This is a genomic window from Klebsiella sp. CN_Kp091 (assembly GCF_040065095.1).
GTDB lineage: Bacteria > Pseudomonadota > Gammaproteobacteria > Enterobacterales > Enterobacteriaceae > Klebsiella > Klebsiella aerogenes.
The window spans coordinates 105917-129919 of sequence record NZ_JBEAIO010000003.1 but is presented as its reverse complement, the minus strand read 5'-3'; the positions used below and the strand labels follow the sequence as shown (position 1 = coordinate 129919).

At 57.3% G+C, this 24003-nt stretch carries 19 protein-coding genes; 8 read left to right on the top strand and 11 right to left on the bottom strand.

What is annotated here, in order from left to right:
- The first annotated feature begins 8 nt into the window (after window positions 1–8).
- Window positions 9–2327 (top strand): alpha-xylosidase, encoded by a 2319-nt coding sequence (gene yicI / locus ABLV17_RS02735; RefSeq protein WP_348854073.1) that lies wholly within the window; start codon window positions 9–11, stop codon window positions 2325–2327.
- A 147-nt stretch (window positions 2328–2474) separates the two neighbouring features.
- Entirely contained in the window at window positions 2475–3197 is a 723-nt protein-coding gene (locus ABLV17_RS02730) for an SIS domain-containing protein (protein WP_271032703.1), read from the top strand.
- 168 nt (window positions 3198–3365) lie between these two features.
- On the opposite strand, the gene ABLV17_RS02725 is transcribed toward ABLV17_RS02730, so the two are convergent.
- The 4 genes from ABLV17_RS02725 to ABLV17_RS02710 all read right to left on the bottom strand — a co-directional run bounded on the left by ABLV17_RS02725 (window position 3366) and on the right by ABLV17_RS02710 (window position 9784).
- A complete protein-coding gene (locus ABLV17_RS02725) occupies window positions 3366–4745 on the bottom strand; it encodes a glycoside hydrolase (protein ID WP_271032704.1) in 1380 nt (459 codons plus the stop codon).
- 13 nt (window positions 4746–4758) lie between these two features.
- On the bottom strand, window positions 4759–6318 hold the full coding sequence (locus ABLV17_RS02720; protein WP_271032705.1) for a PTS transporter subunit EIIC: 1560 nt from the start codon (window positions 6316–6318) through the stop codon (window positions 4759–4761).
- A gap of 215 nt (window positions 6319–6533) precedes the next feature.
- Window positions 6534–8231, bottom strand: coding sequence for an AsmA family protein (locus ABLV17_RS02715; RefSeq protein ID WP_271032706.1), 1698 nt, complete (start codon window positions 8229–8231; stop codon window positions 6534–6536).
- Window positions 8232–8392: 161 nt separating this feature from the next.
- On the bottom strand, window positions 8393–9784 hold the full coding sequence (locus tag ABLV17_RS02710; protein WP_015369129.1) for a uracil-xanthine permease family protein: 1392 nt from the start codon (window positions 9782–9784) through the stop codon (window positions 8393–8395).
- A gap of 287 nt (window positions 9785–10071) precedes the next feature.
- Between ABLV17_RS02710 and gltS the strand changes: the two genes are divergently transcribed.
- Window positions 10072–11274, top strand: a complete 1203-nt coding sequence (gene gltS, locus ABLV17_RS02705) for a sodium/glutamate symporter (RefSeq protein WP_015703819.1) — start codon at window positions 10072–10074, stop codon at window positions 11272–11274.
- Window positions 11275–11388: 114 nt separating this feature from the next.
- On the opposite strand, the gene glpK is transcribed toward gltS, so the two are convergent.
- Together glpK and ABLV17_RS02695 are read right to left on the bottom strand one after the other, a co-directional pair.
- Window positions 11389–12900, bottom strand: coding sequence for a glycerol kinase GlpK (gene glpK, locus ABLV17_RS02700; RefSeq protein ID WP_015369131.1), 1512 nt, complete (start codon window positions 12898–12900; stop codon window positions 11389–11391).
- Window positions 12901–12921: 21 nt separating this feature from the next.
- A complete protein-coding gene (locus tag ABLV17_RS02695; protein WP_213317608.1) occupies window positions 12922–13770 on the bottom strand; it encodes an MIP/aquaporin family protein in 849 nt (282 codons plus the stop codon).
- A 438-nt stretch (window positions 13771–14208) separates the two neighbouring features.
- Between ABLV17_RS02695 and zapB the strand changes: the two genes are divergently transcribed.
- The 4 genes from zapB (at window position 14209) to ABLV17_RS02675 (ending at window position 17899) form a co-directional block, all read left to right on the top strand.
- On the top strand, window positions 14209–14454 hold the full coding sequence (zapB, locus tag ABLV17_RS02690; protein ID WP_020077673.1) for a septal ring assembly protein ZapB: 246 nt from the start codon (window positions 14209–14211) through the stop codon (window positions 14452–14454).
- A 152-nt stretch (window positions 14455–14606) separates the two neighbouring features.
- The gene (locus ABLV17_RS02685) at window positions 14607–15596 is read left to right on the top strand and encodes a sulfate ABC transporter substrate-binding protein (RefSeq protein WP_015369134.1); all 990 of its coding nucleotides are present in this window, start codon (window positions 14607–14609) and stop codon (window positions 15594–15596) included.
- Window positions 15597–15765: 169 nt separating this feature from the next.
- Window positions 15766–16530: a CDP-diacylglycerol diphosphatase gene (locus tag ABLV17_RS02680; protein WP_087858922.1), complete on the top strand. Its 765-nt coding sequence runs from the start codon at window positions 15766–15768 to the stop codon at window positions 16528–16530.
- A gap of 64 nt (window positions 16531–16594) precedes the next feature.
- Entirely contained in the window at window positions 16595–17899 is a 1305-nt protein-coding gene (locus ABLV17_RS02675) for an SLC13 family permease (protein ID WP_032709408.1), read from the top strand.
- Window positions 17900–17997: 98 nt separating this feature from the next.
- Here the strand turns inward: ABLV17_RS02675 and tpiA are convergent, their stop codons facing one another.
- Together tpiA and ABLV17_RS02665 are read right to left on the bottom strand one after the other, a co-directional pair.
- Window positions 17998–18765, bottom strand: a complete 768-nt coding sequence (tpiA, locus tag ABLV17_RS02670; protein WP_002922909.1) for a triose-phosphate isomerase — start codon at window positions 18763–18765, stop codon at window positions 17998–18000.
- A 108-nt stretch (window positions 18766–18873) separates the two neighbouring features.
- Window positions 18874–19473, bottom strand: a complete 600-nt coding sequence (locus ABLV17_RS02665; RefSeq protein ID WP_015369137.1) for a DUF1454 family protein — start codon at window positions 19471–19473, stop codon at window positions 18874–18876.
- A gap of 112 nt (window positions 19474–19585) precedes the next feature.
- Between ABLV17_RS02665 and ABLV17_RS02660 the strand changes: the two genes are divergently transcribed.
- Complete coding sequence (locus ABLV17_RS02660; protein ID WP_015369138.1) at window positions 19586–20014, top strand: DUF805 domain-containing protein; 429 nt, start codon at window positions 19586–19588, stop codon at window positions 20012–20014.
- On the opposite strand, the gene fpr is transcribed toward ABLV17_RS02660, so the two are convergent.
- From fpr to recG, 3 genes are all read right to left on the bottom strand, one after another.
- A complete protein-coding gene (gene fpr / locus ABLV17_RS02655; RefSeq protein WP_032709404.1) occupies window positions 20015–20761 on the bottom strand; it encodes a ferredoxin--NADP(+) reductase in 747 nt (248 codons plus the stop codon).
- Between the two features lie 95 nt (window positions 20762–20856).
- Entirely contained in the window at window positions 20857–21867 is a 1011-nt protein-coding gene (gene glpX, locus ABLV17_RS02650; protein WP_308957643.1) for a class II fructose-bisphosphatase, read from the bottom strand.
- 51 nt (window positions 21868–21918) lie between these two features.
- Complete coding sequence (gene recG / locus ABLV17_RS02645; protein ID WP_087858925.1) at window positions 21919–24000, bottom strand: ATP-dependent DNA helicase RecG; 2082 nt, start codon at window positions 23998–24000, stop codon at window positions 21919–21921.
- Window positions 24001–24003: the final 3 nt, after the last annotated feature.

Here is a 24003-nt window from a genome sequence, read left to right as displayed (position 1 = left end):
ACGTTTTAATGAAAATCAGTGATGGAAACTGGCTCATTCAACCAGGGCTCAACCTGATCCAACCCATACAGGTTTACGAGGTGGAGCAGCAGGGGAATGAAATGGTGGTCTATGCCGCGCCACGCGATGTCCGCGAACGCGCCTGGCAGCTGGATACGCCATTGTTCACCCTGCGCTTTTTCTCGCCTCAGGAAGGGATAATCGGCGTGCGCATGGAGCACTTCCAGGGCGCGCTGGATAACGGCCCGCACTATCCGCTGAACGTGCAGAAAGACGTCCATGTCGAAATAGAAAATACGGCCGAGTTCGCCGAGCTGAAAAGCGGCAGCCTCAGCGTGCGGGTGACTAAAGGTGAATTCTGGGCGCTGGATTTTCTGCGCGACGGCGTGCGTATCACCGGTAGCCAACTGAAAAACAACGGCTACGTGCAGGATAGTAAGACCCAGCGCAACTACATGTTTGAGCGCCTCGACCTCGGCGTCGGCGAAACCGTCTACGGCCTCGGCGAACGCTTTACCGCGCTGGTGCGCAACGGCCAGACGGTAGAAACCTGGAACGAAGACGGCGGCACCAGCACCGAGCAATCCTACAAAAACATTCCGTTCTACCTGACCAACCGCGGCTACGGCGTGCTGGTGAATCACCCGCAGCGCGTCTCCTTCGAGGTGGGCTCGGAGAAAGTCTCTAAAGTCCAGTTCAGCGTTGAAGGCGAATATCTCGAGTACTTCGTGATCGACGGCCCGACGCCGAAAGCGGTGCTTAACCGCTATACGCAGTTCACCGGCCGCCCGGCGCTGCCGCCGGCATGGTCGTTCGGTCTGTGGCTGACGACCTCGTTCACTACCAACTATGACGAAGCGACGGTAAATAGCTTTATCGACGGCATGGCCGAGCGCCATCTGCCGCTGCACGTCTTCCACTTCGACTGCTTCTGGATGAAGGCCTTCCAGTGGTGCGATTTTGAATGGGATCCGCTAACTTTCCCGGACCCGGAAGGGATGATCAAGCGCCTGAAGGCGAATGGGCTGAAGGTCTGCGTGTGGATCAACCCGTACATCGGCCAGCGCTCGCCGGTGTTCAAGGAGCTGAAAGAGAAGGGCTATCTGCTTAAGCGCCCGGACGGTTCGCTGTGGCAGTGGGATAAGTGGCAGCCGGGGCTGGCGATTTATGACTTCACCAACCCGGAAGCCTGCCAGTGGTACGCCGACAAGTTAAAAGGTCTGGTAGCGATGGGGGTCGATTGCTTCAAGACCGACTTCGGCGAGCGTATCCCGACCGACGTGCAGTGGTTTGACGGTTCCGATCCGCAGAAAATGCACAACCACTACGCATTCATCTATAACGAGCTGGTGTGGAAGGTGCTGAAAGAGACCGTCGGCGAGCAGGAGGCGGTGCTGTTCGCCCGTTCCGCCTCGGTGGGGGCGCAGCAGTTCCCGGTGCACTGGGGTGGCGACTGCTATGCCAATTACGAATCGATGGCGGAAAGCCTGCGCGGCGGGCTGTCGATCGGCATGTCCGGCTTCGGTTTCTGGAGTCACGATATCGGCGGTTTCGAAAACACAGCGCCGGCCCATGTTTATAAGCGCTGGTGCGCCTTTGGCCTGCTCTCCAGCCACAGCCGCCTGCACGGCAGCAAATCCTATCGTGTGCCGTGGGCCTACGACGAAGAGTCCTGTGACGTGGTGCGCCACTTCACGCAGCTGAAATGCCGCATGATGCCGTATCTCTATCGCCAGGCGGCGCTGGCCAACGAGTTCGGTACTCCGATGTTGCGTGCGATGATGCTCGAGTTCCCGGACGATCCGGCCTGCGACTATCTCGACCGTCAGTATATGCTCGGCGATTCGGTCCTGGTGGCGCCGGTGTTCTCTGAAGCGGGCGAGGTGCAGTTTTATCTGCCGGAGGGGCGCTGGACGCACCTGTGGCATAACGATGAATTGCCGGGTAGCCGCTGGCATAAGCAGCGTCACGATGCGCTGAGCCTGCCGGTCTACGTTCGTGACAACACCCTGCTGGCGCTGGGCAACAACGACCAGAAACCCGATTATGCCTGGCATGAAGGCACCGCCTTCCAGCTGTTCCAGCTCGACGATGGCCGCGAAGCTCTGTGCCAGGTTCCGGCGGCCGACGGTTCCGTGATTTTCACCCTGAAGGCGAAGCGCCAGGGCAACACCATCACCGTGAGCGGCGAAGGCGAAGCCCGCGGCTGGACGCTGTGTCTGCGCAATATCCCGCAGATAGCGGGCGTGCAGGGTGGGACTCAGGCCGGCAGCGAACGGGGCGTGGTAGTGAGCGCCGAGGGTAATGCGCTGACGATTACGTTGTAAGTTAATACCACCCTCTCCGCCAGCGGAGAGGGTTTTTTTATTCCATTTATTGCATAGTTCGTAACGTTCATTTCATTCTGGTGACTCATCCCACAGACCGATTTGCCCTCCGGTGGTAGCGTAATCTGCCGCTGAGAGGAGCCCGTAATGGACTTAGAAAATATCTTTCGTGACGTGAAGTTGAGTAAAACCGAAATGACCGTGCTGCGTTTTATTCAGAATGACCCGCAGCTGTGTATCCGTGAAGGGATCCGCACCGTCGCGGAGCGCTGCTACAGTAATCCTTCTTCGCTGGTGCGGCTGGCGAAGAAGCTTAAGTTCAGCGGCTGGCTGGAGCTGGTCTATTTCATCAAGTTCAATATCACCATGCCAAAGCTCGATGTCACCAACGATATCGATTATATGAGCATTCAGCCGGCAGAAGCGCTGACGCCGCTGCTGACTGGCCTTGAGCAGCAGCGTATTTTGATCCACGGCAGCGGCTTTTCGCAGCTGATCGCCCAGTATATTTATAATAAGTTTCTCGTCACCGGCGTTAACGCCAGCCTGGCGCTGTGGCCCGATTACGAAATCCTTGAGCAAAAAAACGCTGCCCGCTTTGATTCTATCTGGATCATTTCGAAATCCGGACGCAGCAGTTCGGCGTTAAATTGGGTTAAGGCGCTGGAAGGTAAGGAGATAAACCTGGTTTGCTTTACCGGCGATTATCAAAGCCCGCTGGCGCAGGCCGCGAATACGGCGTTTATTATTCACGACCCGCAGAAGTTCGACGATGATATTTACTGGAGCAACCCGTTTTTTGGCTACTGCATATTGGGCTTTGAGCGGTTGTTAAAAATGTGGTTTACCAGCGTACGTAGCAATAGGTAGCCCCGCTAAGCGTAGCGCGAGCGGGGGATAGTTCCCGGATAGCGGCTGTCGCCTTATCCGGGCTACTCAATCGGGTGGGCTGTAGCCCCGCTAAGCGTAGCGCGAGCGGGGGAGTTCCCGGATAGCGGCTGGCGCCTTATCCGGGCTACTCAATCGAGTGTGAACTCGTTACCGCCACCCGGCGAACTGTTCATCGTCGAGATAGGCCGCAACCAGCCTCTTCGCCAGCGAATATGAACCGACCAGCGGATGAGCCATTAACGCCTGCACCGCCAGCGATTTGTCCTGCTGCAGAATCGCCGCCACCGCCAGCCGTTCATACTCCTTCACGCTGGCAATCATATTTTTCTGCGCCGTCGGCACGTTTATCGGCGTCACCGGCTTAAGACCCTCTTTGCTCAGATCGCAGCTGATTTCAATTACATCGTCAGGGCGTAAAAAATCGAGCGTGCCGTTATTCTGTATCGACACCACGATGCGTTTGGTGGTGGTGCTGTTGACCGCCTCCAGAATATCCAGCGCCACCCCGGCGTAGCCGCCGGTATCCGGCTCTTCGATAAACTGCCGCAACGTTAACGGCTCGCGAGTATGGAATTTTTCCTGCTGCGACTCGTTCTGCATATAGCTGTTTTCGCGGCGCAGGTAGTGCTTCATCCAGATGGTAAAGGCCGCCTGCGGATCCGCTTTAACATCCACGCCGCTTAGCTCCTGACGCATATCGTGGTTGATACGGGCAATCTGCTCGCCGCGGGTCTCCGGCGCCTGTTGAATCGCCCGTAGCGCCACTTCGCGATAGTAGTAGTAATAGAGATACTCGTTGAGCAACTGGTTATCGCACAGTTTGACCAGCTCCGGCGAGAAGTACTGCATCGCCGTTTTGCGGTACAAATCCGGGTTGGCGACCAACTGGGCGGTAACATCTTCCCCGCGCACGGTGAAATGCGTAAACCAGGAAAAGTGGTTTAAGCCGTAGCATTCCACGCTCAGGTCGTGCGGGTCGCAGCCGAGGATCTCCGGCAGCTCGCGGATGAGCTCCGACGGCGCATCGCAAATCCCGTACACCCGGCATTTAAAACCGGATTTGATAATCGCCTCGGTAACCAGCCCGGACGGATTGGTAAAGTTAAACAGGATCGCGTCTTTGTCGGCGTGTTCCTCGATCAACTGACAGTAGCGCAGGATCGCCGGGATCGAGCGCATCGCCATGGCAAAACCGCCCGCGCCGGTGGTCTCCTGGCCCAGCGTGTTATGCTCCAGCGCAATCCGCTCGTCGCGGATGCGGCTCTCATCGCCGCCGACGCGCAGCGTGGTAATCACGTAATGGGTACCCTGCAGCGCGGCAATCGGATCGCTGGTGGTAGTAAAATGAATATCCGGGCGAATGGTATTAAATACATAGCGGGCGATTTCACCAAATAGCGATAAATTCTCCGCTGAGCTATCCTGAAATACCACTTCCGTTAAACCAATGCGGTGCGCGTTATAAGCCAGCGACTTCGCCAGAAATGCAGAGCGTACGCCGCCCCCGCCTAATACGGTTAATTTCATATATTACTCCCAATTAATTTTCTGCTAGCCAGCTATCAACCCGGGAACGGACTTGCCCGACTTTGATGCCATAAATAACCTGAACTTCATTACGATTGCGTACTACGCCATTTGCGCCGGTGCTTTTTAATATTTCATCATCAACTAATGCCATATTATGGACGGCCACCCTCAGGCGCGTGAAACAGTTATCAACGGAGATAATATTGGCTTTACCGCCTAAACCATTAATAATTTCATCTGTCATCGACTGCGGGCCGCTGACTTTTTTACGGTAGTCCGCCTTACTGTATAACTTGACGTTATCGTCATCCTCGCGGCCCGGCGTTTTCAGATTTAACTTCACGACCAGCGTGCGGAATATCGCGTAATAAACGATAAATTGGCCAATACCGATCAGCACGTACCCAGGCCAGCGGGTTAACGACACCGGCAGCGGCAGGTTGTAGATCAGAAATTCAATCAGGCCGGAGGCGCCCCACGGTCGCACGGTGAAGATGTCGCAAATTGCCTGTGAAGCGGCGGTTAAGGTCGCATGGATCACCCACAGCAGCGGCGAGACAAATAAGAAGGTGAACTCAATGGGTTCGGTGATGCCGGTTAGCATCGAGGTGATAATCGCCGGCAGCAGAATCGCCTTCGCCATCGCTTTCTTCTCCGGCTTCGCGGTGTGATAAAACGCCAGCGATGCGCCCGCCAGGCCAAAGATGGTGGTCATCCCCTGTTGCGAGAAACGCAACGCGTCGTTCATCACCGGGGTCAGGTCTGGATGGCGCATATAGGCGAGGAAAATCGCCTGGGTGCCGGAGACCACCTGGCCATCGACATTCAGCGTGCCGCCGATTTGCGTGAGCTGGAAAGGCGACCACACGAAATGGTGCAAGCCGGTGGGAATAAGGAATTTTTCAAAGAAGCCGTAGACAAACACTCCCGCGACGCCGGCATTCTTCATAAACCCGGTCAGGGCGCTAATGCCGTGGGTCATAAACGGCCAAATCCAGGTAAAAGCAATGGCGTAGCAGATAATGACCGGCGTCATGGCGACCAGCGTCAGTTTCGCCCCGCCGTACATCGATAGCGCGCCGGGCAGCTCAATATTGGAGACTTTATTATGTACCCAGGCAATGGTGCAGCCAAGGATGATTCCGAGGAATACTCCCATATCGACGACCACAAAGCCTAATAGCTGCGTTTGCCCGGTGCCGTAATATTCGCCGTTAATTTTTTCCGCCACCGCATGCGTATGTTCCAGCCATGAATGGTTGGCGCCGAGAAACATGATAAAACACATCACCGAGACAAGCGCGACTTCCGTTTTTTTATCTTTTGCCAGGCCGTAACTTATTCCCACGCAAAACAATAATCCGAGGTTACCGAATAATGGCCAGAAGGTATCGCCAAGCAGTTGCCCTAATTGATGAAGGAAACTGGTTTCAGCAATAAGAGTTGGGTTAGTTAAGACGGAACTGAGAGCCAGAATTAATCCAATGACCGGCAAGAACAATACTGCGCCGATCATGGCCCTGGAGAATTTTTGCATATTCTCCAGAATACGTTGACGTATTACAGACATGGTTGTTCCTTTTATTTTTGTAGGTACAGGGGATCATTATTTTTATCAACTTCCAGTATTTTGGTTATAGCAATTCTGATATTTGAAAGGAACCTGTTGCGGGAAATAGGTACAAATAGCCGCTCATTGCGCACAGGTTTCAGCTCCCTCTCCCTGAAAGGGAGAGGGAGCTGTCAGAGCTGAGTTTTGCGGGGAGAGGGCAGGGGAGGGGGACTTTACTGCGGCGCGGCGGGCGCGTTGCTAACCTCGCCGTTGCGCATCACCTGCGCCGCCTGCTGCTTATCCATATTGGCGGCGCTGAGCTGGCCGTTGACGCTCGGTTTCAGCGGCGCATTGGCCTGCATGCTACCGTTCGCGGTTAGCTGGAAGTTGCCGTCGCCGCTAATCGGCAGCGCAGGCCAGCCCCAGGCCTGCAGAATATTCAGCGGCACGCCGCGGCCGTTCAAGCTCAGATTAACCTGGCGTTGCGGCAATTGTGACACCGCGGCGGTCGCCTGCAGAATGCCGCGCTCGGTAAAAGCGCTCAGCTCGCTGATGTTGACCGTCGAAGCGTTCGCGCTCAGCTTCAGCGACGGGCGGCGTACGTCGATGCGGTTGAAGGTCGCGGCGGCGGCATTGAGGGTGGCGCTACCGTTCCACACGCCCCACTGGCCATCTTTCACCAGCTGTAGTTCACCGCCGTAACCGTCCAGCGCGGTGATCTGCCACGGGAAGGCTGGGTCGATATCGATAATCAGATTTCGGCTGGCGCTGAATTTCTTCAACGTCAGGCTTTGCAGCCAGCCCGGCATCGGCTCCATCCACAGCTGTTTCCAGTTGGACGGCAGCGTATATTCCAGCCCGGCGAAGACGGCATCGTCGAGCACCAGCGCATTACCGGCGCGCAGCCAGTTGCCGGAGGTACGCACCATGCCGCCCTCCCAGCGGGAGCTGAACTGGCGCAGCGCAATGCCCTGCGGCGAGAATTCGGCATTGACGATGGGATCGAGGAAATTCAACGAACCGTAGATAAACTCGCTGGCGTTCATCGATAGCGTCCCGTCGTCGCTCTGCCAGCCGTTATGGCTCAAAGTCAGATTGCGCAAGTTGAGGTCGAGGTCGGTCACCGCCCAGCCTGGCCCCTGCAAACGAGCATCGGTCACATCCAGCCGGCCAATCTGCAGCGACGGCACCGAGGTGAGCGGCGCAAGGAACTCATTCAGCGGTTTGGTGCTCTGTAGCCGAATTTCATTCAGGCGCAGGTTATCAACCAGCCAGCTACCGTCGGCGCGGCGTTTGGCGTTGCCGGTCAGCGTGCCGCGCGCGATATCGGCGCCAAGGGTGTTCAGAGTCACCTCGCCGTTATCAATTGCCCCCTGGATCAGGACGTTGCTGGCTTCGACGCCGTTAATATTCATCGAGCCCGCGCTCATCTGAATTTGCGCTTTTCTGCCCAGCACGTCGCCCGCTTCCGGCTGCCACGGCATCACGCCGCCGGTCACCCGCTGCGCGCTCAGGTTCCACTCGCTGTCCGGGCTGTTAAAGGCCATATCGCGTAGCTGCAGGCGGTCGGCGGCAAACGGCATCGAGGCGGAAGCCGGAGAGAGATTCAGCGTGCCGTCGCTGAGGACGATTTCATCGGCGTGCAGCGGGTCGCTGAACTGGCGGGTGCTAAAACCGATATCCACCGTTCTGGCGACCAGCGTCGGCGGCTTGCCGTCGCGGCCAAAGGTGACATTTTGCAACTGCAGATGCAGTGGGGAAGAGAAGTCATGCGCCATCTTATCGAAGGCGATTTTCCAGCCGGTGCTTTCGCTTAACCAACTGCTCGCCTGACGCGCCCCCCAGCGGGTTTGCAGCGCAAAGTAAGCGGCGACGATAACGACCAGCAGGGCGATCAGCAGCCAGAGAATCAGCTTTCCAAGAAATTTCATGATCTTCCATCCTGATAAGTACACATCACCGTGTTATGCACGATTTATGCGCAATCCTCAAGGCGGGAATAGTGAAATGAGATGAAGTGAGGTGAAGAGATGTTACAGCCGCCGCGCTCCCAGGTCGCCGTGGCGATACCGGGGAGCGCAACTTCAATGCGTTAGTTCTTCTCAGGCGGGAAGATTAAATTCAGAACAATCGCCGTGATACCGCCAGCGGCAATACCGGAAGAGAGCAGGTTTTTCAGCCAGTCCGGCGCGAACTGCAGGATCAGCGGCTGCTGCGATACGCCGAGACCCACCGCCAGAGAGAGGGCGATAATCAGAATGGCGCGGCGATTCAGCGGCTCGCGGGAGACGATGCGCACGCCGGATGCGGCAATGGTGCCGAACATCACCAGCGTCGCGCCGCCAAGTACCGGCTCAGGAATATGCTGCACAAAGCCGCTTACCGCCGGGAACAGGCCGAGCACAATCAGCATCAGCGCCACCACAAAGCCCACATAGCGGCTGGCGACGCCAGTCAGTTGGATCACGCCGTTGTTCTGGCCGAAGCAGGAGTTCGGGAAGGTATTGAAAACTGCGGAAACAAATGAGTTCAGGCCGTTCGCCAGTACGCCGCCTTTCAGACGTTTCATATACAGCGGGCCGGAGACCGGTTGCTCAGAAACGTCGGAGGTGGCGGTGATATCGCCGATCGTTTCCAGCGAGGTAATCATAAAGACCAGCATCAGCGGCAGCAGCAGGCTCCAGTCGATGCCCAGGCCGTAATAGAGCGGCGTAGGGATAGTGATCAGGCTGCTGTTGGTAGGCGCGGTGTTAGCCGGCAGCATATCGAGGAACCACGCCGCCAGATAACCGGCAGCCATCGCGATCACCAGCGAGGCGATGCGCAGGTACGGGTTGCGCTGGCGGTTGAGGATAATAATCAGCGCCAGCACGATGCCCGCCAACAGCAGGTTTTTCGGCGCGCCGAAGGTATGGTCGGCCATCGCCGCATAGCCGCCGCCGATAGAAGTCAGGCCAACCTGAATCAGCGACAGGCCGATAATCATCACCACCACGCCGGAGACCAGCGGCGTAATAATGCGGCGCGCCAGATGCAGAACCCGCGAGAGGACCATTTCGGTGCAGCTCGCCAGCATCAGGGTGCCGAACAGCGCGGCCATCATCGTCGGCACGTCGGCGCCGCCGGTTTTCAGCGCGGTGCCGCCCATAATCAACGGGGCGACGAAGTTGAAGCTGGTGCCCTGGATGGAGAGCAGGCCGGAGCCTACAGGCCCCCAGGCTTTAATCTGGATAATGGATGCCACGCCGGAGGCGAACAGCGACATGCTGATGATGTGTTGCGTATCTTCGGCCGGGAGGCCGAGCGCCTGACAGATGAGCAGCGCCGGGGTGATGACCGCGACAAACATCGCCAGCAGGTGCTGGAATGCGGCAAACAGCGTTTGCGGAAGCGGCGGACGGTCTTCGAGGCGATAGATTAATTCGCTGGCTGGTTTATGCGCAACCGGTTGCGCATTTTCTGACTCTGCGGTCGTAACGGACATCACAAACAATCCCAAGGTGGCAAAGCGGGAATTTTATCGGACTGTAGACCAAAAGCAAACGTTTGCCACGATTTGGCGCAAAAAATATCCTCACTGAATAGATGTAACAAATTAATTAACATTTTGTATGCTTGATCGCATCAACGCTAATACAAAATATCTTTTTCTGTCATTTTTTGCGCGCTTCTGCTTAAAATCGCTCTCCAACTCCTCAAGATGAGAAGTAATCGACACCGGGAATACCGTCGCGTGTGAATGAATCATGCGCCCATAAGGAGCTCTTTTTTATGTTGCATCTCGATACCTTATCGACGCTCGTTGCCGCAACCATGGTGTTGCTTTTAGGGCGAAAGCTCGTTCAGAACGTCCCATTCCTCAAAAAATATACCATTCCTGAACCCGTCGCTGGCGGCCTGCTGGTGGCGCTGGCGCTGCTGGTTTTGAAAAAAAGCATGGATATCGAAATCGATTTCGATATGAGCCTGAAGGACCCGCTGATGCTGGCATTCTTCGCCACTATCGGCCTTAACGCTAACCTTGCCAGCCTGCGGGCGGGCGGCAAAGTGCTTGGCACTTTCCTGATTGTGGTGGTGGGCCTGCTGCTGCTGCAGAACGCTCTCGGTATCGGCATGGCGAAGCTGCTGGGGCTGGATCCGCTGATGGGTCTGCTGGCCGGTTCTATCACACTTTCCGGCGGCCACGGCACCGGGGCGGCGTGGAGTAAATTATTCGTTGAGCGCTACGGTTTTGCGAATGCCACCGAGGTCGCCATGGCTTGCGCAACCTTCGGCCTGGTGCTCGGCGGCCTAATCGGCGGGCCGGTGGCGCGTTATCTGGTGAAGCACTCTTCCTCGCCGGACGGTACGCCGGACGACCAACTGGCGCCGACGGCGTTTGAGAAGCCGGATATGGGCCGCATGATCACCTCGCTGGTGCTGATTGAAAGCATTGCGCTGATCGCTATCTGCCTGACCGTAGGTAAGGTGGTTGCGCAACTGCTGGCAGGCACCGTGTTTGAATTGCCGACCTTCGTCTGCGTGCTGTTTATCGGCGTGATCCTCAGCAACGGCCTGGCGCTGGCTGGGCTGTATCGCGTGTTTGACCGCGCGGTATCGGTACTGGGCAACGTCAGCCTGTCGCTGTTCCTCGCGATGGCGCTGATGAGCCTCAAGCTGTGGGAACTGGCGTCGCTGGCGCTGCCGATGATTATTATTCTGGCGGTGCAGGCGGTGGCGATGGCGCTGTATGCGGTGTTTGTGACTTACCGGATGATGGGCAAGAACTATGATGCCGCCGTGCTGGCAGCCGGTCATTGCGGGTTCGGGCTTGGCGCGACGCCGACGGCGATTGCCAATATGCAGGCGATTACCGACCGTTTTGGCCCGTCGCATATGGCTTTCCTGGTGGTGCCGATGGTGGGGGCGTTCTTTATCGACATCGTCAACGCGCTGGTGATTAAGCTGTACCTGCTGTTGCCGATATTTGGCTGATAAAAAACCCGGAGGCGGTGCTGCGCACCTGTCCGGGCTACAAGATCGTGCTGTTTGGGGTTTTGTAGCCCGGCTAAGGCGTTTACGCCGCAAGCCGGGAATACCTCCACAATCTTACGCTTCGTCGTGCTCTTCCCACGCTAACGCGCGTTTCACCGCTTTCTTCCAGCCGCTGTAGCGGAAATTACGCTCGGTGGTTTCAATACCCGGGCGGAACTCACGTTCAATCACCGCTTTCTCCTGCAGCTCGTCGAGATTTTGCCAGAAGCCGACCGCCAGACCGGCCAGATAGGCAGCGCCCAGCGCCGTGACTTCACGCACTTCCGGGCGTTCCACGCGGGTGCCGAGAATATCGGACTGGAACTGCATCAGGAAGTTGTTGGCGACCGCGCCGCCGTCCACGCGCAGGGCGTGCAGACGGATACCGGAGTCGGCCTGCATCGCTTCCAGAACGTCACGCGTCTGATAGGCGATAGATTCCAGCGTGGCGCGGATAATATGGTTGGCGTTCACCCCGCGGGTCAGGCCGAAAATCGCGCCGCGCGCATACGGATCCCAGTACGGCGCGCCAAGACCGGTAAAGGCCGGCACCACATACACGCCGTTGGTGTCTTTCACTTTAGTGGCGAAGTATTCAGAATCGAAGGCATCGTTGATGAGTTTCATTTCATCACGCAGCCACTGAATCGACGCTCCGGCCATAAACACCGCGCCTTCCAGCGCGTAGTTCACTTCGCCGGTCGGGCCGCAGGCGATGGTGGTCAGCAGGCCGTGGGTTGAGGTCACCGCCTTTTCACCGGTGTTCATCAACATGAAGCAGCCGGTACCGTAGGTGTTTTTCGCCATCCCTTCTTTCACACACAGCTGGCCAAACAGCGCCGCCTGCTGGTCGCCGGCGATGCCGGAGATAGGAATACGGGTACCGCCTTTACCGCCGATGTTGGTCTGGCCGTACACTTCAGAAGACTTACGTACTTCCGGTAGCATGGCGCGCGGGATATCCAGCGCGTCGAGCATTTTGTCGTCCCAGTCCAGTTCATGGATGTTGAACAACATGGTACGCGAGGCGTTGGTGTAGTCGGTGACGTGCACGCGCCCCTGGGTCATTTTCCAGATAAGCCAGGTATCAACGGTACCGAACAGCAGCTCGCCGCGCTTGGCGCGCTCGCGGGCGCCTTCGACGTGGTCAAGGATCCACTTCACTTTGGTACCGGAGAAGTACGGGTCCACCACCAGACCGGTGGCTTTGCGGATGTACTCTTCCATGCCGTCGCGCTTGAGCTGCTCGCAAATATCCGCGGTGCGGCGGCACTGCCAGACGATAGCGTTGTAAATAGGCTTGCCGGTCTCACGCTCCCATACGATGGCGGTTTCACGCTGGTTGGTGATGCCGATGGCGGCAATTTCGTCGGAGTTGATATCGGCTTTTGCCAACACTTCGACCAGCGTAGAGCTCTGCGAGGCCCAAATCTCCATCGGGTCGTGCTCAACCCAGCCTGGCTTCGGATAAATTTGTTCGAATTCACGCTGTGACACGCTGACGATATTGGCGTCGTGATCCATCACGACGGCGCGGGAGCTGGTAGTGCCCTGGTCGAGCGCAACGATATATTTTTTCTCGGTCATAATTGGTGTCCCGTAGTCAGATTACAGCGAAGCTTTTTGTTGCGACGCGGAAGAAGCGGATTCTTTTTCTTCCTCGACGCAGGTGTCGCAAGGCAGATGGCGGCCAATGAATTTGCGGTAGCTGAATGCGCCCAGCGCCGCGCCGACCACCGGTGCGCACAGCGGCACCAGGAAATAAGGAATATCTTTGCCGCCGGTGAAGGCGACGTTGCCCCAGCCTGCCAGCCAGGCGAAGGCTTTCGGTCCGATATCACGCGCAGGGTTCATCGCGAAGCCGGTCAGCGGGCCCATGGAGGCGCCGATAACGGCAATCAGCAGGCCAATCAGCAGCGGCGCCAGCGGGCCGCGCGGCACGCCGTTGCCGTCGTCGGTCAGCGCTAAAATCACGCCCATCAGGATAGCGGTAATCACCATTTCTACCGCGAAGGCCTGCACAAAATTGATATGCGGGTTAGGGTAGGTCGAGAAGATACCGGCGAGCTCAAGGCTTTCCACGCTGCCGCGTACCATATTGTGGGTGTGTTCGAAATCGAAGAAAAGATTGTAATAAAGCCCGTAAACTAATGCCGCAGCGCAAAAGGCGCCGGCGAATTGCGAAATAATAAAAGGAATAACTTTGCGCCCATCAAAGCAGGCGAATAACCATAAGGCGATGGTGACCGCCGGATTAAGGTGCGCACCGGATACGCCCGCGGTCAGGTAGATAGCCATAGCCACCCCCAGACCCCAGATGATGCTGATTTCCCACTGACCGAAGCTGGCTCCTGCGACTTTGAGCGCAGCTACGCACCCAACGCCGAAAAAGATCAACAACCCGGTACCGAGAAACTCTGCGATGCACTGGCCTTTTAATGTTGATGTCTGGCTCATAATCGGATCCTGAAGCGAAGTGATTATTGTAAGTATGTTGGTCGTGGACGACCACGGTGCCTTGTAGGCATAGTGTTAATTTATCGTTAACGAGCATAAACGAGAAATATCGAAATTTAAATTTGTGTCCCTCGTCAAGAAAATGAGCGTTTTCGCGCCATAAACGCGTGTTGCGGCACATTTACCCACCTTTTTCTGCGTATTTTGTTATCTCATTGATTAACAATCGCCAGAGAAGTTCGGGGCAATTGCCGCGAACGCACCAGGTAAAGACTGAAAAGTGTTGCAAACCGCAATCTGCGCGGGTTGTCGCTGGACAGGTGAGGCGGGGATTCATACAATCGACGACAACACCGCTATTGTGCGCTAATTCGTTAAGGCGGGACCGCGTATACGAAACACGAGTTTCTATCAACGCCTTGCAAGATCAGGAGAGGTATGACGATGTCATTAGAAGTGTTTGAGAAATTAGAATCTAAAGTTCAGCAGGCGATTGATACCATCACTCTGTTGCAGATGGAAATCGAAGAGCTGAAAGAAAAGAACACCACGCTGGCGCAGGAAGTGCAGAGCGCGCAGCACGGTCGTGAAGAGCTGGAGCGTGAAAATAGCCAGCTGAGAGAACAACAGCAGGGCTGGCAGGATCGTCTGCAGGCGCTGCTGGGCCGCATGGAAGAAGTCTAATCGCTTCTCGCCCCTTCCCGTCCGGGAGGGGGTTTTCTTTATCCTCCGCTTTATATCTCCAGGTTATAGCCAATCTTTTTTTATTCTTTAATCATTGATTCGCTTTCTGGCACGCTTAGTTCATCACAACACGACATAAAGAGAGCGGTGCGATGAATAAGTGGGGCGTAGGGTTAACTCTGTTGCTGGCATCCGCCAGCGTGCTGGCAAAAGATTATCAGCTGTTAAACGTATCGTACGATCCGACGCGCGAGCTGTACGAACAGTATAATAAAGCGTTTAGCGCGCACTGGAAGCAGGAAACCGGCGATAACGTGGTGATTCGTCAGTCGCACGGCGGCTCCGGCAAACAGGCGACGTCAGTTATCAACGGGATTGAAGCGGATGTCGTCACCCTGGCGCTGGCCTACGACGTAGACGCCATTGCTGAACGTGGCCGTATCGATAAAAACTGGCTGAAGCGCCTGCCGGATAACTCCGCGCCGTATACCTCAACCATCGTGTTCCTCGTCCGTAAGGGCAACCCAAAACAGATCCATGACTGGAACGACCTGATTAAACCTGGCGTGTCGGTCATCACCCCGAACCCGAAAAGCTCCGGCGGCGCCCGCTGGAACTACCTGGCGGCATGGGGCTACGCCCTGCATCAGAATCACGGCGATCAAGCTAAAGCGCAGGAGTTCGTGAAGGCGCTGTATAAAAACGTGGAAGTGCTGGATTCCGGCGCGCGCGGTTCTACCAACACCTTCGTCGAACGCGGGATCGGCGATGTGCTGATTGCCTGGGAGAACGAAGCGCTGCTGGCGACGAAAGAGCTGGGCAAGGACAAGTTTGAAATCGTGACGCCGAGCGAGTCTATTCTGGCCGAGCCGACGGTTTCCGTCGTCGATAAAGTGGTGGATAAGAAAGGCACTCGTCAGGTGGCGGAAGCGTACCTGAAGTATCTCTACTCGCCGGAAGGCCAGGAGATTGCGGCGAAGAACTTCTATCGTCCGCGCGATCCTGATGTGGCGAAGAAATATGCCAACGAGTTCCCGAAATTGAAGCTGTTTACCATCGATCAGGAGTTCGGCGGCTGGACGAAAGCGCAGAAGGAGCACTTCTCCAACGGCGGTACCTTCGACCAGATTAGCCAGCGTTAATCCTCTTGTCCCTGCTGGCGCTACGCTTAGCAGGGATACAGTTCTGCGCCATTTGGTATCCCGGGTAAGGCGACAGCCGCCACCCGGGGTAACTCCCCGCCCGCCATCTGTTTTTATTTAGTCATCAAATTACGTTACTCTTCCGGTTCAGGCTTAACAGGGAACAATAATGAGAAGAGTAAGATACCTTTTATGGGCGCTGCTGGTGGTTATTCTGGCGGCGCTGGCTGGCGGCTACTATTGGCTGCATTCCGGCAACCCGAACGCGTTACGTCATATTGTCCTGCAGCAGTGCGTACCCAATCAGCAGCAACATCAAAATCCGTCGCCGTGCGCGGAAGTGAACCTGAAAGGCGGCTACGTGTTGTTTAAAGATCGCAACGGCCCGCTGCAATATCTGCTGATGCCGACCTACCGTATTAACGGTACCGAAAGTCCGCTGCTGTTGGATCCGCTGACGCCGAATTTCTTCTGGCAGGCGTGGCAGGGGCGCGAAATTATGAGCCAGCGCCGCGGCGCGCCAATTGATGATAACGCGGTATCGCTGGCGATTAACTCGCGCAGCGGGCGCACGCAAAACCACTTCCATATTCATATCTCCTGCCTGCGTCCCGATGTCCGCGCGCAGTTAGATAATGATGCGGCGACAATTAGCAGCCGCTGGCTACCCTTGCCGGGCGGTCTGCAGGGCCATCAATATCTGGCGCGTCGGGTAACGGAAACCGAGCTGGCTCAGCGCAGCCCGTTCCTGATGCTGGCGGAAGAGGTACCGGAAGCGCGCGAACATATGGGGCGTTATGCGTTAGCGATGGCGCGTCAAAGCGACGGCTCGCTGGTGCTGTTGGCGACAGAACGTAACCTGCTGACTTTCAACCGTGCTTCGGCGGAAGAAATTCAGGATCATAGCTGCGCAATTCTTAACGCAAACCACTAGTTCTGGCGTTTACCTGTCTTTCCTGTCGTCGTATTCTTGCTGAAAAAAACGACAGGAGACAGGCATGTCGCTCTGGCTAACCCACCCGCTGTTCCTCCCTTCGCTGATCGTCGGCATCACCATTGTGCTCTGGGCGACTTCACTGTTACCGGAATTTATCACCGCGCTGCTGTTCTTCGCGGCGGCGATGATGACCAAAATCGCTCCGCCGGAGGTGATCTTCGGCGGTTTTGCTTCCTCGGCGTTCTGGCTAGTGTTCAGCGGCTTTGTGTTGGGGATCGCCATCCGTAAGACCGGACTGGCGGATAGAGCGGCGCAGGCGCTATCGGCGCGGCTCACCGACTCCTGGCCGCGGATGGTCGGCAGCGTCGTATTACTGAGTTATGCGTTGGCGTTCGTGATGCCGTCAAACATGGGGCGCATCGCGCTGTTGATGCCGATCGTGGCGGCGATGGCCCGGCGCGCGGGGATCGCCGACGGCACGCGCGGCTGGTACGGCCTGGCGCTGGCGGTGGGCTTTGGCACCTTCCAGCTTTCTGCGACCATTTTGCCCGCTAACGTGCCGAATCTGGTGATGAGCGGGGCGGCGGAAGGCTCTTACGGGATCCATCTGAATTACGTTCCCTATTTACTGCTGCATACGCCGGTGCTTGGCTGGCTGAAAGGGGCGGTGCTGGTGGCGTTGATCTGCTGGCTGTTTCCCGGCAAGCCGCATCCGCCGCGCGAGCTGGCGCCGCAGGCACCAATGAGCCGCGATGAAAAGCGTCTGGCGTGGCTACTGGCGGTGGTACTGACGTTATGGGTGACAGAGAGCTGGCACGGCGTCGGCCCGGCGTGGACCGGCCTGGCGGCAGCGGTGGTCACGCTGCTGCCGCGAGTGGGATTTATCAGCGGCGAGGAGTTTGCCAGCGGGGTGAATATGCGCACCTGCATTTATGTTGCCGGCATTTTGGGACTGGCGATTACCGTGACCCAAACCGGGATTGGCGGCGCGGTGGGTAACGCGCTGCTGCAGGTGATGCCGCTGGATAAAGATAATCCGTTCACCAGCTTCCTGGCGCTGACCGGAATTACCAGCGCGCTGAACTTTATTATGACCGCTAACGGCGTCCCGGCGCTGTATACGACTTTTGCGCAGAGCTTTGCCGACGCGACCGGCTTTCCGCTGCTGAGCGTGATTATGATTCAGGTGCTGGGTTATTCCACGCCGCTGCTGCCGTACCAAGCGTCGCCGATCGTGGTGGCGATGGGATTAGGTAAAGTCCCGGCGAGAGCGGGGATGTTGCTATGTCTGGCGCTGGCGGCGGTGAGCTATTTGATTTTGCTGCCGTTGGATTACGCGTGGTATCAGCTATTGGGGAAATTGTAGCGATAATATAAAACCCGGCTCGCGCTGCGCTAAGCCGGGTTATTACTCGTGCGAATTTGTCAGCAACCCCGGCGGCGTTTCACCACCGGGAAAGCGAATTACGCTTTTTTCGCCGCTTCTGCAGCTTTAACGATCACCGCGAAAGCGTCTGCTTTCAGGGATGCGCCGCCAACCAGCGCGCCGTCGATGTCCGGCTGGGTGAACAGCTCTGCGGCGTTGCCGGCGTTAACGGAACCGCCGTACTGGATGATGACCTGCTCAGCGATTTTAGCGTCAGCTTTAGCAATGTGGTCACGGATAAATTTGTGCACCGCCTGAGCCTGCGCTGGGGTAGCGGATTTACCGGTACCGATGGCCCATACGGGTTCGTAAGCGATAACCACGCCTTCAAAAGCGGCTGCGCCCTGAGTTTTCAGCACGGCGTCGATCTGACGCGCGCAAACTTCTTCAGTTTTGCCCGCTTCGTTTTCAGCTTCGGTTTCACCGATGCACAGAACCGGCGTCAGACCCTGCTCTTTCAGTACAGCGAATTTCTTCGCGATCAGCTCGTCGGATTCTTTGTGGTAGGTACGGCGTTCGGAGTGGCCGATAATGATGTACTGCGCGCCGATATCTTTCAGCATTTCAGCGGAGGTTTCACCGGTGAATGCGCCGGACAGGTTCACGTCAACGTTCTGCGCGCCCAGGTGGATGTGGCTGCCTTCTGCCGCACGCTTAGCCAGGTCGAGATACATTTCCGGCGGCGCGATTGCCACTGCACAGCCGCTTACGCCGGCCAGTTCAGTACGCAGGTTAGCAACCAGTTCGTTTACCATGTGGCGGCTGCCGTTCAGTTTCCAGTTACCCATCACTAAAGGATGTCGCATTTTAATTCTCCACGCTACTAAGCGAATTAAGGAATATAGCCGCCCCAGAGGGCAGCATGGTCTGTGAAACAGTATAGAGACTCGTCACTGGAAAGGCTTTGCTTTTTGTCATTTATTGTTGTCTTCCAGCGTTTCAGATAGCGCCAGCTTAATCGGTTCAATGGCGAAAGTTAGCCCCTTTTCCCCGTGATCTGCCACCACATAGCGCACCGCGCCTTCGGTTTCGGTGTAGTAGCGTTTGCCTTTGCCGGCGGTCAGCAGTTTTTGCAACTTTTGCTGGCTCTGCAGTGGGCTTAGGGTCGGCACAAAGGCGCGAAGAATGGCGCTCATATACTCCTGCGCTTTCGCTTTCGCCGCCTTTTGTTCCGGCCCCTGAATCGGCAGCCAGGTTATCTGCATTGATTTAATCTTTAGCGTGCCGCGCTCCAGCGCGGTAGAGGCATACAGATTCTCGTTAATCTTGGTGGCGGCGCGGGTCAGGTTAGCTTTATCGCGGCTGGAGGCGATAGAACGAAACTCGTTTAGCGGCAGTTTCGGATTATCGGCATTAAATTTCTCGCGGAACTCGCTGATGCTGACATCAAAAATCGGCGCGCTGGGTAGCAAATAGGGGGCGGTGGCGGCGGATTCCGTTTCTGCGGACAACGCCATCGGGCCGACAGATAACGCTGTCAGCCCAATTAAACTTAAGATTGCCCACTTCTTCATGCCCATCTTTCCTTTTTTTGCCTGCCGACGATTAAAACGGGAACCGTCACGCTTGTCAAAAAGTGACGCCTTCAGGGTAAACTACGCGAATGATGATGATAAGGAATAAAACATGACCCTACAGCAGTGGTTATTCTCAATTAAAGGCCGTATTGGCCGCCGGGATTTCTGGATTTGGATCGTTATCTGGGTGTTGACCATGAGCGCGCTGTTTACCCTCGCGGGCAGCAATTTGCTGAGTTTACAGACCGCGGCGTTTATTCTCGTCTGCCTGCTCTGGCCGACGGCGGCAGTCGTGGTGAAGCGTCTGCACGATCGCGGGAGATCCGGCCTCTGGGCGCTGCTGATGATTCTGGCGTGGATGCTGCTGGCGGGCAACTGGGCGATGTTGCCGCAGGTCTGGCAGTGGGGCGTTGGGCGCTTTGTACCGACGCTGATTATCGTCATGATGTTGATCGACCTGGGCGCGTTCGTCGGCACCCAGGGCGAAAATAAGTTTGGCAAAGAGACGCAGGATGTCCGCTGGAAAGCGGACGCCTGATTACCAGTAGTGCTCTGCCGTCATATGGCCCGGTCGGCGACGCAGATGTTTGGTCATCTGCCGGGTCTCTTTCAGCAACTGCTGGGTATCACGCACCATCTGCGGGTTACCGCACAGCATCACGTGGCTGGTATCGGCGGTCATCGGCAGGCCGACCGCCTCTTCCAGCGCGCCGGTTTCAATCAGGAACGGCACCCGGCCCGTCAGCGAACCTTCCGCTGTCTCTCGGCTGACCACGGTCTGGATACGCAATTTGCCGGCGTAGCGCTGCTCCAGCTCGCGCATTTGCGGTAAATAGCTGAGGTCGGCGGCATAGCGCGCCGCATGCACCAGCACCAGATTCTTGAAGCGATCCAGGTCTTTCCCTTCTTCCAGAATCGACAGATAGGGGCCGATCGCCGTACCGGTGGCGAGCATCCACAACGTGTCGCAGTCCGGCACCTCTTCCAGCACGAAGAAACCGGCGGCTTCGCTGACAATCTGAACGTCGTCGCCGGGTTTCAGCGCGGCCAGTCGCGGGCTGAGTTTACCCTCCGGAACGGTGACCAGGTAGAACTCGAGATCGGGATTGCTGGGGGCGTTGACATAGGAGTAGGCGCGCTGCACGCGCTCGCCGTCAACATCCAGGCCCAGTTTAGCAAACTGCCCTGCGGTGAACGGCTCAACGGGCGCGTGAATGGTGAGGCTAAACAGTGCATCGGTCCAGTTTTGCACTTTTACAACTTTACCTGTAACCCAGTTTGCCATTGCGTCTCTCCTTTCAATCTCGTCAGTCTATCTTCACCGCGACGGGAGAAGATTTCCAGCCCGAAAAGGCTGGAAAGCTCGATTGATCAAATGTTTTACAGGATGTGTTGCTGGACGTCCGGGTCTTTTCGGTCGAGGTAATGAATCGACTGAATACGGCGGATAGTCCGCGATTTACCGCGGATTAGCAGCGTTTCGGTGGTCGCCATGTTGCCCTTGCGGGTGATGCCGTCCAGCAGATCGCCTTTGGTAATCCCGGTGGCGGAGAAGATGACGTTATCACTGCGCGCCATCTCATCAAGACGCAGTACTTTACCCGCTTCGATACCCATGGTTTTGCAGCGCGCCAGTTCGTTTTCACCGATACGGCGGTTCTCTTCGCTATCGCCCTTCACGTGGTGACGAGCCAGCAGGCGGCCCTGCATATCGCCGTCCAGCGCGCGGATCACTGCCGCCGAAACCACACCTTCCGGCGCGCCTCCGATGCCGTACAGCACGTCGACTTCGCTATCCGGCATGCAGGTAAGGATAGAGGCCGCCACGTCGCCATCGGGGATCGCGAACACGCGCACGCCCAACTGCTGCAGTTGCGCAATGACCGCGTCGTGGCGGGGTTTTGCCAGCACGGTGACGGTCAGCTCGTCGAGCGGTTTATTCAACGCGCGGGCGATGTTGCGCAGGTTCTCTTCCAGCGGCAGATTGAGATCGATGGCGCCTTTAGCGCCGGGGCCGACAATCAGCTTTTCCATATACATATCCGGCGCGTTGAGGAAGCAGCCTTTATCGCCAACCGCCATCACCGCCAGCGCGTTGGCCTGGCCCATGGCCGTCATGCGGGTACCTTCAATCGGATCGACGGCGATATCTACCGCGTCGCCTTTGCCGGTACCCACTTTTTCGCCGATATAGAGCATCGGCGCTTCATCGATTTCGCCCTCGCCGATGACGATGGTGCCGTCGATATTGACGAGGTTGAGCATAATGCGCATGGCGTTAACCGCTGCGCCGTCGGCGGTATTTTTATCGCCGCGGCCCAGCCATTTATAACCCGCCAGCGCGGCGGCTTCGGTGACACGCGAAAATTCGATGGCCAGTTCTCGTTTCATAATCCACTCGTTGTGTAGAAAAGTTGCCCGTAGCGCGGCAAGAAGGACGCGCTACGCGTTGGAATAGCGTTCGGTTTCCGGCATCCAGCGCTCAATCAGCGCCTGTGCCTGCAGCGGATAGCGTTCGTGAATATGGCGAGCAATGCGCTGAACCTCGGGGATCATGGCCTGATCGCGCAGCAAGTCCGCTACTTTAAATTCGGCGTTGCCGGTCTGGCGGGTGCCGAGAAGCTCGCCGGGGCCGCGGATTTCAAGGTCTTTCTGGGCGATGACGAAACCGTCGTTGCTGTCGCGCAGCACCTGCAGGCGCTTCTGCGCCGTTTTGGAGAGCGGCGATTTATAGAGTAGCACGCAGTGGGAGGCGACGGCGCCGCGCCCGACGCGCCCGCGTAGCTGGTGCAGCTGCGCCAGACCCAGACGCTCCGGGTTTTCGATAATCATCAGGCTTGAGTTAGGGACGTCAACGCCGACTTCAATCACCGTGGTGGCGACCAGCAGGTGCATCTCGCCCTGCTTGAAGGCCTGCATCACTGCCTGCTTTTCCGCTGGTTTCATCCGCCCGTGGACGAGGCCGATATTAAGTTCCGGCAGCGCCAGTTTGAGCTCTTCCCAGGTGGCTTCCGCCGCCTGGGCTTCCAGCAGATCGGACTCTTCAATCAGCGTACAGACCCAATAGGCCTGACGACCTTCCTGGGTGCAGGCGTTGCGCACGCGGTCGATAATGTCGCTGCGGCGGGTATCCGGGATAGCGACGGTCGTTACCGGGGTACGACCCGGCGGCAGCTCGTCGATAACCGAGGTATCGAGATCGGCATAGGCGGTCATCGCCAGGGTGCGTGGAATCGGCGTAGCGGTCATGATCAGCTGATGCGGGTGGAAGCCCTGCTGCTGGCCCTTTTCCCACAGCGCCAGGCGTTGATGAACGCCAAAACGGTGCTGTTCGTCGATAATCACTAGCGCCAGGCCGTTAAACTGTACCTGCTCCTGGAAAATGGCGTGGGTGCCGACAATCATCTGCACTTCGCCGTTGGCGATGGCCTCCTGCTGCGCCTGGCGCGCTTTGCCTTTCTGCTTGCCCGCCAGCCAGCCGACTTCAATGCCCAGCGGCGCGAACCAGCTGCGGAAATTATTGGCGTGCTGCTCGGCGAGCAGTTCGGTCGGCGCCATCAGCGCCACCTGTTTGCCATGGGCGATAGCGCGCAGGGCGGCCAGCGCGGCGACCAGCGTTTTGCCGGATCCGACGTCGCCCTGCACCAGGCGCATCATCGGCACGTCCAGCGCCATATCGCGCTCGATCTCAGCGGTGACGCGCGCCTGCGCGCCCGTTGGTTTAAAGGGCAGGGAAGCCAGAAGCTGGGTTTTCAGCGTGTCGTTGGCGCTGAGCGGCAGAGCATGATAGCGCTGGGCGCCGGCGCGGAGCGCCAGCATGCTGAGATTATGCGCTAACAACTCTTCCAGGATAAGACGCTGCTGTGCCGGATGTTTACCGCTCTCCAGCTCGCTGAGCTGTAGCGACGGCGGCGGGCGATGCAGCGTGCGTAGCGCCTCCGGCAGGCTCATCATCCCCTGCGCCAGCTCCGGCGGCAGCAGTTCGCTAATCGCGCAGGTGTCCAGCAGCTCAAGCGCCTGATCGGTGAGTTTGCGCAGCGTCGCCTGCTTAATGCCTTCAGTGGTCGGGTAGACCGGAGTCAGGGTTTCCTGCAGCTCCGGGGTACTCATATCGCCCTGCACGCGATATTCCGGGTGGATCATCTCGGCGCCAAACTTGCCGCGTTTAGCTTCGCCGTAGGCCAGCACCCGACGACCGGTCGCCAGGCTGTTTTTCATCGCCGCGTTGAAGTTGAAAAAACGCATGGTCAGGATGCCGGAACCGTCACTTATCTGACAGGTCATCATCCGGCGGCCGCCGAAGGTGATATTGCTGTTGAGCACTTCTCCCTCTACGGTTGCGTAGACGCCCGGCAGCAGTTCGCCGATTTGGTACAGGTGAGTCCGGTCTTCATAGCGCAGTGGCAGATGAAGTAGCAGGTCCTGAACCGTATGCAGACCGATTTTCGCCAGTTTGCTGCTCTGTGCGGCGCCAACGCCGGTCAGCGAGTTGAGCGGGACGGCATCTAACAGGCGGCCTGACATCGG